This is a genomic window from Streptomyces antibioticus (assembly GCF_002019855.1).
In the GTDB taxonomy this organism is placed as follows: Bacteria; Actinomycetota; Actinomycetes; order Streptomycetales; family Streptomycetaceae; genus Streptomyces; species Streptomyces antibioticus_B.
In genome coordinates this window covers 4,343,984-4,357,226 of record NZ_CM007717.1, presented here as the reverse complement: position 1 = coordinate 4,357,226, position 13,243 = coordinate 4,343,984, and the positions used below count along the sequence as shown (strand labels likewise).

Here is a 13,243-nt window from a genome sequence, read left to right as displayed (position 1 = left end):
TCCCCCGACCCCAGCCTTCCCGGCCCTCTGCCCCTAGCTCCCCCGGCCCAGGCCGCCCCGACCCGCGCCCCGCCTCACCCCACCCGTCCCAGGGCGACCGCCCCCCGACGGCCGCCCCGGTCCCCCTCCCGGGTCCCCCCTCGGACCCTGTCTCCGGGCCCCGGCTCACCTCACCGGGCTCCAGGCCCCCGGCCCTAGGGGGCACCCCCGGTTTCCCCCTAGCCCGCCTCCGGCGCCCGAGGAGGGCTGACCGTCGTGCGGGGCGGGCGTCGCTGAGAAGAGGTACGGACGATCAGTTCGGTCGGTATCACCTGTTCGACGGGCCGGTCCGACTCCACGCCCTCGATCGCGTCGATCAGAAGCTGCACCACCGCCGTGCCGATGCGCCGCGGCTTCAGGGAGAGCGTGGTGATGGGCGGCTCGGTGTTCGCGTACACCGTGGACTCGCTGCAGCACACCAGCAGCAGGTCCTCCGGCACCCGCAGCCCGTAGCGGCGGGCCGCGGCGAGCAGATCGGTGCCGTTGGGGTCGAAGAGGCCGTAGACGGCGTCGGGGCGGTCCGGGCGGGCGAGCAGCCGGTCCGCGGCGACCGCGCCCGCGCAGGGGTCGTGCGCCGGGTACGCCTCGTACACCGGGTCCTGCCCGACCCGCTCGCACCAGCGCAGATAGGCCGTGGTCGACAGATGTGTGTACGTGTCCGTGGTGGTCCCGGTCAGCAGGCCGATGCGGCGGGCGCCGGCGTCGGCCAGATGGTCGAGGATGTCGAGGACGGCGGCCTCGTGGTCGTTGTCGACCCAGGCGGTGACCGGCAGCGGGCCGGCCGGGCGGCCGTCGGAGACGACCGGTAATCCCTGGCGCACCAGCTCGCTGACCACCGGATCCTGGTCGGACGGGTCGATGACGACCGTGCCGTCCAGGGCGACGTTCGACCACACGTCGTGGCGCGAGGTCGCGGGGAGGATCACCAGCGCGTAGCCGCGGGCGAGCGCGGCCGAGGTCGCGGCGCGCGCCATCTCCGCGAAGTACGCGAACTCGGTGAAGGTGAAAGGTTCATCCCCGTACGTCGTCACGGTCAGGCCGATGAGTCCTGACTTGCCGGTACGGAGGGTTCGGGCCGCCGCCGAGGGGCGGTAGCCGAGTCGGTCGGCGACCTCGCGGACATGGCGTCGGGTGGCATCGGGGAGCCTGCCCTTGCCGTTGAGGGCGTCGGAGACGGTCGTGATGGAGACCCCGGCGGCGGCGGCCACGTCCCTGATGCCCGCCCGGCCCGGCCGGCTGCCTCGGCGTGAGGTTTCCGCGCGGCTCACCTGGTGCTTCCCTGCTGCTGTCATGGCGAGCCGATAGTAGGGCTCATCCGGTGGGGTAGGGCGGACGCATATGCACGCATTGACAGGCACGTTTCTGCAAGGTCACGAGTCCCCAAATGCCTTAGAAAACAAGTCAGTTGAGGGCTTACTTGTCGGTACGTGTCGTGTCGGCACGGATGAGCCTGCCAACGCACCGATGTCTCGAAGAGGTCTCAACTCACCTGCACGAGGGATGCGCGCCACGGCGCGCACCACCGGCGCATAGATATATGTGCGGCGCGCCCCCCGATTCGTACCCCTTCCTCCTCAGAGATCACAGAAGGGGGCCCGGCTCCGTCCGAGCTGTTCGCACCCGAGCCGAATCCTCATAAGGTGAGCAGTATTGAAGCCGGTTGTGGTCACGAGGAGGACTGCGGTGAGCGAGACGAGCCCCAAGCTGCGCGCCGAGCTGGAGGGGATTCCCACCTACAAGCCGGGCAAGCCCGCCGCGGCCGGTGGTGCCGTGGCCTACAAGCTGTCCTCCAACGAGAACCCCTATCCGCCGCTGCCCGGTGTGATGGAGGCCGTGACGGCCGCGGCCGCCGCCTTCAACCGGTACCCGGATCTGGCGTGCACGGCCCTGGTCGAGGAGCTGTCCGGGTGCTTCGGGGTGCCCGCCTCCCACCTGGCCACCGGCACCGGCTCGGTCGGGGTCGCCCAGCAGCTCGTCCAGGCGACGGCGGGCCCCGGCGACGAGGTGATCTACGCCTGGCGGTCCTTCGAGGCGTACCCGATCATCACGCAGATCAGCGGCGCCACCTCGGTGCGGGTGCCGCTGACCGAGGGCGATGTGCACGACCTGGACGCGATGGCCGACGCGATCACCGAGCGGACCCGGCTGATCTTCGTCTGCAACCCCAACAACCCGACCGGCACCGCGGTGCGCCGGGCCGAGCTGGAACGATTCCTCGACCGGGTGCCGGGCGATGTGCTGGTGGTGCTCGACGAGGCGTACCGGGAGTTCGTCCGCGACCCGGAGGTGCCGGACGGCGTCGAGCTGTACCGCAGCCGGCCGAACGTCTGCGTCCTGCGGACCTTCTCGAAGGCGTACGGCCTGGCCGGTCTGCGGATCGGGTTCGCGATCGCCCATGAGCCGGTGGCGACGGCGCTGCGCAAGACGGCGGTGCCGTTCGGGGTGAGCCAGTTGGCGCAGGAGGCGGCGATCGCCTCGCTGCGGGCCGAGGACGAGCTGTTCGGGCGGGTCGGCTCCCTGGTCGGGGAGCGCGCCCGGGTGGCCCACGGGCTGCGGGCCCAGGGCTGGACCGTGCCGGACACTCAGGCCAACTTCGTGTGGCTGCGGCTGGGCGAGGCCACCGCGGCCTTCGCGGCCGCCTGCGAGGAGCACGGGGTCGTGGTGCGGCCGTTCGTGGGCGAGGGGGTGCGCGTGACGATCGGCGAGTCCGAGGCGAACGACATCTTCCTGAAGGTCGCGGAGGCGTTCCGCAAGGAGCGCTGACCTCGCCGGAGGTTCCCGTTTGTCCTGCTCAGACGGGGTGTGAAGGACGGTGCTGGGGGGTTCCCGCGGGTAAGCGGGACCCCCCTTCGGCGTATCGAAAATCGGTGCGCCATAATTGCTTGTGAATGTGAACGCGTTCACAAGCGTGTGAGGTAAGGAGCGACGACGTGGACCTGGCTTTGGCGCCGGAGACCCTGGCGCGCTGGCAGTTCGGCATCACGACCGTCTACCACTTTCTGTTCGTTCCCCTGACGATCTCCCTGGCCGCCCTCACCGCGGGCCTCCAGACCGCATGGGTGCGCACGGAGAACGAGAAGTACCTCAGGGCGACCAAGTTCTGGGGCAAGCTCTTCCTGATCAACATCGCGATGGGTGTCGTCACCGGCATCGTCCAGGAGTTCCAGTTCGGCATGAACTGGTCCGACTACTCGCGGTTCGTCGGTGACATCTTCGGCGCCCCGCTGGCCTTCGAGGCCCTCATCGCCTTCTTCTTCGAGTCCACCTTCATCGGGCTGTGGATCTTCGGCTGGGACAGGCTGCCGAAGAGGATCCATCTGGCCTGCATCTGGATGGTCTCGATCGGCACGATCCTGTCGGCCTACTTCATCCTCGCGGCCAACTCGTGGATGCAGCACCCGGTCGGCTACCGGATCAACGAGGCGAAGGGCCGGGCCGAGCTGACCGACTTCTGGCTCGTGCTCACCCAGAACACCGCCCTGGCCCAGGCGTTCCACACCCTCACCGCGGCCTTCCTCACCGGTGGCGCCTTCATGGCCGGCATCTCCGCCTTCCATCTGCTGCGCAAGAAGCACATCCGGGAGATGAAGACCTCGCTGCGGCTCGGCCTGGTCACGCTCGCCGTCGGCGGACTGCTCACCGCGGTCAGCGGTGACATCCTTGGCAAGATCATGTTCGAGCAGCAGCCGATGAAGATGGCCGCCGCCGAGGCCCTCTGGGACGGCGAGGCCCCCGCGCCCTTCTCCGTCTTCGCCTACGGCGACGTCGACAAGGGCCACAACAAGGTCGCCATCGAGATCCCGGGCCTGCTGTCCTTCCTGGCCAACGACGACTTCAGCTCGTACGTCCCCGGCATCAACGACGTCAACAAGTCCGAGCAGGAGAAGTTCGGGCCCGGCGACTACCGGCCCAACATCCCGGTCGCCTACTGGGGCTTCCGCTGGATGATCGGCTTCGGTATGACGTCCCTCGCCGTCGGCGTGGCCGGCCTGTGGCTGACCCGGAAGAAGTTCATGCTGCCGCAGCATCTGCGGGTCGGCGAGGACGAGGTGCCGCATCTGGTGCTGCTCCCGAAGAAGGCGCTCGGTCCCAAGCTCACCCGGCTGTACTGGCTGGCCGCGATCTGGACCCTGGGCTTCCCGCTGATCGCCAACTCCTGGGGCTGGATCTTCACCGAGATGGGCCGCCAGCCCTGGGTCGTCTACGGCGTCCTCCAGACCCGGGACGCGGTCTCCCCCGGTGTCTCCCAGGCCGAGGTCCTCGCCTCGATGACCATCTTCACGGCCCTGTACGCCATCCTCGCCGTCATCGAGGTCAAGCTGCTGGTGAAGTACGTCAAGGCCGGCCCGCCCGAGCTGACCGAGGCCGACCTCAACCCGCCCACGAAGATCGGCGGCGACGCCCGTGACGCCGACAAGCCGATGGCCTTCTCGTACTAGGCCGAGGGAGCTGCACAGTCATGGAACTGCACGACGTCTGGTTCGTCCTGATCGCCGTCCTGTGGATCGGCTACTTCTTCCTGGAGGGCTTCGACTTCGGGATCGGCGTCCTCACCAAACTACTGGCCCGCGACCGGACCGAGAAGCGGGTGCTGATCAACACCATCGGTCCGGTCTGGGACGGCAACGAGGTCTGGCTGCTCACGGCGGGCGGCGCGACCTTCGCCGCCTTCCCCGAGTGGTACGCCACGCTCTTCTCCGGGTTCTATCTGCCGCTGCTGTTCATCCTGGTCTGTCTGATCGTGCGCGGTGTCGCCTTCGAGTACCGGGCGAAGCGGCCCGAGGAGAACTGGCAGCGCAACTGGGAGACCGCGATCTTCTGGACCTCGCTGCTGCCCGCGTTCCTGTGGGGCGTGGCCTTCGGCAACATCGTCCGGGGCGTGAAGATCGACCAGAACTTCGAGTACGTCGGTGGGTTCTGGGATCTGCTCAACCCGTACGCACTGCTCGGCGGAGCGGTGACGCTCACCCTGTTCACCTTCCACGGCGCGGTGTTCGCGGCCCTCAAGACCGTCGGTGACATCCGGGAGCGGGCGCGGCAACTGGCGCTCAAGGTCGGTCTGGTGACCGCCGTATGCGCGCTGGTCTTCCTGCTCTGGACGCAGGTCGACAACGGTGACGGTCAGAGCCTGGTCGCGCTGGTCGTGGCGGTCGCCGCCCTGGTCGCGGCCCTCGTGGCCAACCAGGCGGGGCGTGAGGGCTGGGCGTTCGCGTTCTCCGGCGTCACCATCGTGGCGGCCGTGGCGATGCTGTTCCTGACGCTCTTCCCGAACGTCATGCCGTCGTCGCTCGACGAGAGCTGGAGCCTCACCGTGACCAATGCCTCGTCGAGCCCGTACACCCTGAAGATCATGACCTGGTGCGCGGTCATCGCCACACCGATCGTGATGCTCTACCAGGGCTGGACCTACTGGGTGTTCCGTAAGCGGATCGGCACACAGCACATCGCCGACGCCGCGCACTGAGTCCGAGGGGGAGGGGAAATCACGGTGCTCCGTGATGTTTCACGTGGAACACGTCATGCTCTCCGTGAGACCCCCTCCCCGGACCGAAGGGCATGTTTCACGTGAAACCGATCGATCCGCGTCTCCTCCGCTACGCCCGGGCCACCCGCCTGTTCCTGCTGGCGGTCGTCGGTCTCGGGGCCGTCGGTGCGGGGCTGGTCATCGCGCAGGCGATGCTCATCGCCGAGGCGGTGGTCGGCGCCTTCCAGCACGGGATGCCGGTCTCCGAACTCCGCACTCCCCTGCTGCTGTTGGTGGCCGTGGCGATCGGGCGGGCCGTGGTCTCCTGGCTCACCGAGCTGGCCGCGCACCGTGCGAGCGCGGCGGTGAAGTCGGAGCTGCGCGGACGGCTGCTGGAGCGTGCGGCCGCGCTGGGGCCGGGGTGGCTGAGCGGCCAGCGGACCGGATCGCTGGTCGCCCTGGCTACCCGGGGCGTGGACGCCCTCGACGACTACTTCTCGCGCTATCTGCCGCAGTTGGGGCTCGCGGTGGTCGTGCCGGTGGCGGTTCTGGCGCGGATCGTGACCGAGGACTGGGTCTCCGCCGCGATCATCGTCTGCACCCTGCCGCTGATCCCGGTCTTCATGGTGCTGATCGGCTGGGCCACCCAGTCCCGAATGGACCGCCAGTGGCGGCTGCTGTCCCGGCTGTCCGGACACTTCCTGGACGTCGTCGCGGGACTGCCCACCCTGAAGGTGTTCGGCCGGGCCAAGGCCCAGGCCGAGTCGATCCGCAGCATCACCGGCGAGTACCGCCGGGCGACCATGCGCACGCTGCGGATCGCCTTCCTGTCGTCGTTCGCGCTCGAACTGCTCGCCACGCTCTCGGTGGCCCTGGTCGCCGTGACCATCGGCATGCGGCTCGTGCACGGCGACATGGACCTCTACATCGGCCTGGTCATCCTGGTGCTGGCGCCGGAGGCGTATCTGCCGCTGCGCCAGGTCGGCACCCAGTACCACGCGGCCGCCGAGGGGCTCGCCGCCGCCGAGGAGATCTTCGCCGTCCTGGAGACCCCGGCACCGGCTCCCGGCACCACCCGGGTCCCGGAGGGCGCGCTCACCTTCGAGGGCGTGACCGTGCGCTACCCCGGCCGCTCCGCCGACGCCGTCTCGGACGTGTCCTTCACCGTCGAACCGGGGGAGACCGTCGCCCTGGTCGGCCCGAGCGGCGTGGGCAAGTCGACCCTGCTGCACACCCTGCTGGGCTTCGTGCGGCCCACCGAGGGCCGGGTACGGGCCGGGGGAGTCGATCTCACCGTCGCCGACCTGGAGCAGTGGCGGTCCCGGATCGCCTGGGTGCCGCAACGCCCGCACCTGTACGCCGGGACGATCGCCGACAACGTACGGCTGGCCCGTCCTGACGCCGACGAGGGGGCCGTACGACGGGCGCTCGCGGACGCGGGGGCGCTGGAGTTTGTCGACGCGCTGCCCGCCGGGCTCGGCACCGTGCTGGGCGAGGACGGGGCCGGGCTCTCCGCCGGTCAGCGCCAGCGGCTCGCCCTGGCGCGGGCGTTCCTCGCGGACCGGCCCGTCCTGCTGCTGGACGAGCCGACGGCCGCGCTCGACGGCGAGACCGAGGCGGAGGTCGTGGAGGCCGTACGGCGGCTGGCGGCCGGGCGCACGGTCCTGCTCGTGGTGCACCGGCCCGCCCTGCTGGCCGTGGCGGACCGGGTCGTCCGGCTGGCCGAGACGGCGGCACCCAGCCCCGCGGAGGCCGCGCCGAGGACCGCTCCCGCCGCACCGGAGACGGCGGCGGCACCCGCCGCGGCCGACCCGGAGGCGTTCGAGGAGCCGGCCGGGGCGAGCACCGGCGGTGTCCTCGCCCGGGTCCGTGCCCTGGCCGGTGCCCGGCGCGGCCGGCTCGCGCTGGCGCTGCTCCTGGGCAGCCTCGCCCTGGGCAGCGCCGTGGGCCTCATGGCCACCTCCGGCTGGCTCATCTCCCGCGCCTCGCAGCAGCCACCCGTGCTGTATCTGATGGTCGCCGTGACGGCGACCCGCGCGTTCGGCATCGGCCGGGCCGTGTTCCGGTACGGCGAGCGGCTGGTGTCGCACGACGCCGTGCTGCGGATGCTGGCGGACACCCGGGTCGCCGTCTTCCGGCGGCTGGAGCGGCTGGCCCCGGCCGGGCTGCGCGGCACGCGCCGCGGCGACCTGCTGTCGCGGCTCGTCGCCGATGTGGACACCCTCCAGGACTACTGGCTGCGCTGGCTGCTGCCGGCCGGTGCCGCCGTCGCCGTCTCGGCCGGATCGGTCGCCTTCACGGCCTGGCTGCTGCCCGAGGCCGGCGCCGTGCTCGCCGCCGGACTGCTCGCGGCCGGGGCGGGCGTCCCGCTGATCACCGGCGCCGTGGCGCACCGCGCCGAGCGCCGGCTCGCCCCCGCCCGGGGCGTGCTGGCCACCCGGACCGCCGATCTCCTCACCGGCACCGCCGAACTGACCGTCTCCGGGGCACTGCCCGCCCGGGCCGCCGAGGTGCGCGCCGCGGACGGCGTCCTCACCCGGATCGCCTCGCGGGCCGCCACCGCCACCGCCCTCGGCGACGGCCTCACCGCTCTCGTCTCCGGGCTCACCGTCGCCGCCTCCGCCCTCGTCGGCGCCCAGGCGGTCGCCGCCGGGCGGCTGAGCGGGGTGACCATGGCCGTGGTCGTCCTCACCCCGCTGGCCGCCTTCGAGGCCGTCCTCGGGCTCCCGCTGGCCGTACGCCACCGCCGACGGGTCCAGCGGAGCGCCGAGCGGATCTTCGAGGTCCTGGACTCCCCCGAGCCGGTGCGCGAGCCGGAGCGGCCCGGACGGCCGCCCGCCTCGCCGTTCCCGCTCGTCGTCGAGGGGCTGACGGCCCGGCACGCCGGTCAGGACCGGGACGCGCTGACCGGTGTGGACCTCACCCTGACGCAGGGCCGCCGCATCGCCGTCGTGGGGCCGTCCGGCTCCGGCAAGACGACCCTCGCCCAGGTCCTGCTGCGCTTCCTGGACGCGGACTCCGGCACCTACACCCTGGGCGGCACGGACGCGGACGCCCTGGACGGCGACGACGTACGGCGGCTCGTCGGGCTGTGCGCGCAGGACGCGCACCTCTTCGACAGTTCGGTGCGCGAGAACCTGCTGCTGGCGAAGAAGGACGCGAGCGAGGACGAGGTGCGCGACGCGCTGTCCCGGGCCCGGCTCCTGGAGTGGGCCGACAGCCTGCCCGAGGGGCTCGACACGCTCGTCGGCGAGCACGGGGCGCGGCTCTCCGGGGGCCAGCGTCAGCGGCTCGCGCTGGCCCGCGCGCTCCTCGCCGACTTCCCCGTCCTGGTGCTCGACGAGCCGGCTGAGCATCTCGACCTGCCCACCGCCGACGCGCTCACCGCGGATCTGCTGGCCGCCACCGAGGGCCGCACGACCGTGCTGATCACGCACCGGCTGGCCGGGCTGGACGCGGTGGACGAGGTCGTCGTGCTGGACGCGGGCCGGATCGTGCAGCGCGGCCCCTTCACGGAACTCACCTCGGTGGACGGGCCGTTGCGCTCGATGGTCGAGCGGGAGGCCGCGACGGAGCTGCTGGTGGCGGCGGGCTGATCCAAACCCGACGGCCCGCATGATGGGCCATCAGAGGTGCGGTGTCCCCCGGGCGTACGCCTTGAACAGGACCGGTGCCGGGGGGCCGGGGCACGATCGCTGACATGCGCTCATCTCGCCGTCGCCCCCTGCTCGTTCCGGTCCTGGTCTGTGCGGCCGCGGTGCTCGCCGCCCGTCCGACGGCCGCCGACGGCGAGCCCGGCGACGGCTCCGCGGCGGAGTCCGGGCTCAGTACGCGGGTGGCGCGGCTCTACGAGGAGGCGGCCGTCGCCACCCAGAAGTACGAGGCCGGGCAGCGGGAGGCGGAGGCCGCGCGGGGCAAGGCCCGGAAGCTGGAGGAACTGCTGGGCCGGGAGCGGCGGGAGACGGCCGCGCTCCGCGACGATCTGGGCCGGATCGCGCGGGCCCAGTACCGCGAGGGCGGCGGTCTTCCGGTCGCCGCGCAGATCATCCTGGCGGACGACCCGGAGCAGATGCTGCGCGGGCAGCACGCCTTCGCCCAGGCGCAGCTCGACCTCGACACCGCGCTCGGCAAGAGCCGGCGGGCCGAGGCGCGGCTGGCCGCGGACGAGAGCAGGGCCAGGTCCGCCTGGCAGGGCGTGGAGCGGCGCGCCACCGAACTCGCCGTCCTGAAGAAGGGCATCGAGGACAAGCTCGACCAGGCGCGCTGGGAGTTGCAGGGGCAGGCGGACGCCTCGGTCGCGGCGGGCGCCTGCCGCGGCGCGGTACGGCTCGTCCAGCCGGCGGCGCACTTCTCGCAGAGCTGGGTCGCACCGGTGGAGACGTACACCCTGTCCGCGAGCTACGGCAGCGGCGGCGCCCGCTGGGCGAACCGGCACACCGGGCAGGACTTCGCGGTGCCGATCGGCACGCCGGTGCGGGCGGTCGGCGAGGGCCGGGTGGTGCGGGTGTCGTGCGGGGGCCCGTTCGGCATCGAGATCGTGCTGCGGCATCCGGACGGCTACTTCACGCAGTACGCGCATCTGGCCGCCGTCACCGTCGACCAGGGCGAGCGGGTGACCGCGGGGCAGTGGATCGGGCAGTCCGGCACCTCGGGCAACTCCACGGGACCGCATCTGCACTTCGAGACGCGGGTGACCGACCGGGCGGGGTCGGCGGTGGACCCGGTGCCGTGGCTGGCGGCGCGCGGGGTGTCGCTCGGATGAGGGGCCGGTCAGCCGTGCTCGGCGAGGAGCCGCTCGATGACGACGGCCACGCCGTCCTCGTTGTTGGCGACCGTCTGTCCGGAGGCCGCCGCGAGGACGTCCGGGTGGGCGTTGCCCATCGCGAAGGACCGCCCCGCCCAGGTCAGCATCTCGACGTCGTTGGGCATGTCCCCGAAGGCGACGACCTCTTCGTGCGAGATGCCGCGTTCGGCGCAGCACAGGGCGAGCGTGCTGGCCTTGGAGACGTCGGGGCCGCTGATCTCCAGCAGGGCGCTGGGGCTGGACCGGGTGACGTTGGCGCGGTCGCCGATGGCCAGCCGGGCCAGGGTGAGGAAGGCGTCGGGGTCGATCGTGGGGTGGAAGGCGAGGATCTTCAGCACCGGCTCATGGGCCCCGGGCGCGTCCGCCCCGAGCAGGTCCTCGGCGGGCGCGAGGGAGTCGGGGATCTCCATGTGCATCTTCGGGTACGCGGGCTCCTGGTAGAAGCCGTAGGTCTGCTCGACGGCGTACATGGTGCCGGGCGCCGCGTCGCGCAGCAGCCGTACGGCGTCCAGGGCGTTCGCGCGTTCCAACTCGCGCACCTTGACGAACCGGTGGCTGCCGGGGCCGCCGTGGAGGTCGACCACGGCGGCGCCGTTGCCGCAGATCGCCAGGCCGTGGCCGTGGACATGGTCGCTGACGACGTCCATCCAGCGGGCCGGGCGGCCGGTGACGAAGAAGACCTCGATGCCCGCCTCCTCGGCGGCGGCGAGGGCGGCGACGGTGCGCGGTGAGACGGACTTGTCGTCGCGCAGCAGGGTGCCGTCGAGATCGGTGGCGATCAGCCGGGGCGGGAGGCCGGCGGTCGGGGTCTCGGGCTGTCGAGTCGCTGAGGTCACCGGGCCATTCTCGCGCATATGCCCGCACGGTCGGGCGAGAGCCCGCACACATGAGACACCGGGCGGCCGGAAGGGTGCCCGGTGTCTCGTCCCGGGGGACAGGTCAGCGCAGTTGGGAGAGGCCGTCCATGGCGATCTGCTCGAAGACCTTCTCGTCGGCCGCGAAGTCGGAGTCCGGGATGGGCCAGTGGATCACCAGTTCCGTGAAGCCCAGTTCCTTGTGCCGGCCCGCGAAGTCGACGAACGCGCCCACCGACTCCAGCGGGCGGGAACGGTCCGGGGTGAACCCGGTGAGCAGGATCCGGTCCAGCTCGTTCACGTCCCGGCCCTGGGCGACGCACTCGTCGGTGAGCCGCTCCACCTGGCCGCGAATGGCCTGAACCGACTGCTCGGGGGTGCCGTTCTCGTACAGCCGGGGGTCGCCGGTGGTGACCCATGCCTGGCCGTGGCGGGCCGCGAGCCGCAGTCCGCGCGGTCCGGTCGCGGCGATGGCGAAGGGCAGCCGGGGGCGCTGGACGCAGCCGGGGATGTTCCGCGCCTCGTGCGCCGCGTAGTGGTCGCCCTCGTAGGACACGGAGTCCTCGGTGAGCAGCCGGTCGAGCAGGGGCACGAACTCGGCGAACCGGTCGGCCCGCTCGCGCGGCGTCCATGGCTCCTGGCCGAGCGCCGTGGCGTCGAATCCGGTGCCCCCCGCCCCGATGCCGAGCGTGACCCGGCCGCCGGAGATGTCGTCCAGGGAGATCAGCTCCTTGGCCAGCGTCACCGGGTGCCGGAAGTTCGGCGAGGTCACCAGGGTGCCCAGACGCAGATGGTCGGTGACGGCCGCGGCGGCGGTGAGCGTCGGGATGGCGCCGAACCAGGGGCCGTCGCGGAAGGTGCGCCAGGACAGATGGTCGTAGGTGTACGCGGTGTGGAAGCCGAGCTGTTCGGCACGTGTCCAGGCCGAACGCCCACCGGCGTTCCAGCGGAGGTACGGAAGGATCACGGTGCTCAGGCGCAGGGTCATGTCACCGAGCGTATGACGACGGCTCTGTTTCACGTGAAACGCTCACCGTACGCGGTCGGCCAGCCACGGGCTGAGGAGCAGGCCGATGAACTCCTTGTGCACGCGGTCGCCCGGCAGCGGCACCATCAGATGGTGGCTCGGCGGGAAGCGGCGGCCCGTGACCCAGGCGTGGTCCTCGTAGAGGGAGCGGAGGAAGGCGGGCACGTCGTCCCGGGCGATGTCGGGGCACTGCACGCCGTCCACGGTGATCAGGGCGTCGTCGTCCGGGTAGAGCCGCACGCTCACCTGGGGGCTGCCTCCGAGTTCCACGTACGCCTCGTGCGGCAGCGAGCCGTCCGGGTCGGTGGTGACACCGACGCCCGCGGCTGTACGGCGCGAGGTCCGGTCGGCGCCGATGTCATGGGTGACCTCGATCTCGCGCCCGTAGGCGTCGGCGAGGGCACGCAGGGCGGTGACGGCGGCCTCGGTGGTGGGGAGGTGGTCCATACCACTGATCATGCAGGGTCAGTGCGGCGAGGGAAACCTCAGATAGCGGGGCGGTACGGCCTTCGTCAGCCACACGCCGTTCGCGCTCACCTGGAAGACATGGCCGTCACGGTGCATGGCGGCGGCGTCCACGGAGAGCACCACGGGGCGGCCCCGGCGGGCGCCGACCCGGGTCGCGGTCTCGCGGTCCGGGGAGAGATGCACGTCGTGCCGGTTCATGGGCCGCAGCCCCTCGGCGCGGATCGCGTCCAGGGAGGCCGCCACGGTCCCGTGGTAGAGGTACGCCGGCGGCGTCGCCGGGGGCAGGCCCAGCTCGACCTCGACGCTGTGGCCCTGGCTGGCGCGGATGCGGGTGCCGTCGATCGCGAAGCGCTTCTTGTCGTTGGCGGCGACGACATGGTCCAGCTCGGCCCGGGTGAAACGGAAGCCGTGCGCGGCGCAGGCGGCCATCAGGTCGTCGATCTCGACCCAGCCCGCCGGGTCGAGGGTGAGCCCGATGCGCTCCGGCTGATGGCGCAGGTGCTTCGAGAGGTATTTCGACACCTTGACCGTGCGTCTGTCGTCCATCTCCTTGTCATTCATGTCCTCAGCATGACGGGAGAGACATG

Annotated in this window: 10 protein-coding genes; 5 read left to right on the top strand and 5 right to left on the bottom strand. The window is 71.7% G+C overall.

The genetic code is table 11. The features are described 5' to 3' along the window. Window positions 1-218: 218 nt before the first annotated feature. Entirely contained in the window at window positions 219-1,331 is a 1,113-nt protein-coding gene (locus AFM16_RS19630; RefSeq protein WP_078634107.1) for a LacI family DNA-binding transcriptional regulator, read from the bottom strand. A gap of 391 nt (window positions 1,332-1,722) precedes the next feature. Here AFM16_RS19630 and hisC point away from each other — a divergent pair, with 391 nt between their 5' ends. The 5 genes from hisC (at window position 1,723) to AFM16_RS19605 (ending at window position 10,265) form a co-directional block, all read left to right on the top strand. After that, window positions 1,723-2,802 carry a histidinol-phosphate transaminase gene (gene hisC / locus AFM16_RS19625; protein ID WP_030794904.1) on the top strand — a complete coding sequence of 360 codons (1,080 nt, stop codon included), beginning with the start codon at window positions 1,723-1,725 and terminating at the stop codon, window positions 2,800-2,802. 167 nt (window positions 2,803-2,969) lie between these two features. After that, entirely contained in the window at window positions 2,970-4,478 is a 1,509-nt protein-coding gene (locus tag AFM16_RS19620) for a cytochrome ubiquinol oxidase subunit I (protein ID WP_030794899.1), read from the top strand. 20 nt (window positions 4,479-4,498) lie between these two features. Continuing rightward, the gene (gene cydB, locus AFM16_RS19615) at window positions 4,499-5,503 is read left to right on the top strand and encodes a cytochrome d ubiquinol oxidase subunit II (RefSeq protein ID WP_078634106.1); all 1,005 of its coding nucleotides are present in this window, start codon (window positions 4,499-4,501) and stop codon (window positions 5,501-5,503) included. 92 nt (window positions 5,504-5,595) lie between these two features. Beyond that, window positions 5,596-9,099 carry a thiol reductant ABC exporter subunit CydD gene (gene cydD / locus AFM16_RS19610; protein ID WP_078634105.1) on the top strand — a complete coding sequence of 1,168 codons (3,504 nt, stop codon included), beginning with the start codon at window positions 5,596-5,598 and terminating at the stop codon, window positions 9,097-9,099. A gap of 104 nt (window positions 9,100-9,203) precedes the next feature. Further along, window positions 9,204-10,265 carry a M23 family metallopeptidase gene (locus tag AFM16_RS19605; protein ID WP_030794892.1) on the top strand — a complete coding sequence of 354 codons (1,062 nt, stop codon included), beginning with the start codon at window positions 9,204-9,206 and terminating at the stop codon, window positions 10,263-10,265. A gap of 8 nt (window positions 10,266-10,273) precedes the next feature. Here AFM16_RS19605 and AFM16_RS19600 read toward each other — a convergent pair whose 3' ends face one another. From AFM16_RS19600 to AFM16_RS19585, 4 genes are all read right to left on the bottom strand, one after another. After that, a complete protein-coding gene (locus tag AFM16_RS19600) occupies window positions 10,274-11,161 on the bottom strand; it encodes a Cof-type HAD-IIB family hydrolase (protein WP_179123289.1) in 888 nt (295 codons plus the stop codon). Between the two features lie 85 nt (window positions 11,162-11,246). Then, window positions 11,247-12,149 (bottom strand): LLM class flavin-dependent oxidoreductase, encoded by a 903-nt coding sequence (locus tag AFM16_RS19595; RefSeq protein ID WP_030794887.1) that lies wholly within the window; start codon window positions 12,147-12,149, stop codon window positions 11,247-11,249. Window positions 12,150-12,191: 42 nt separating this feature from the next. Next, the gene (locus tag AFM16_RS19590; RefSeq protein ID WP_245177740.1) at window positions 12,192-12,635 is read right to left on the bottom strand and encodes a hypothetical protein; all 444 of its coding nucleotides are present in this window, start codon (window positions 12,633-12,635) and stop codon (window positions 12,192-12,194) included. 18 nt (window positions 12,636-12,653) lie between these two features. Further along, window positions 12,654-13,202, bottom strand: coding sequence for an RNA 2'-phosphotransferase (locus tag AFM16_RS19585; RefSeq protein ID WP_370628141.1), 549 nt, complete (start codon window positions 13,200-13,202; stop codon window positions 12,654-12,656). Window positions 13,203-13,243 lie beyond the last annotated feature (41 nt).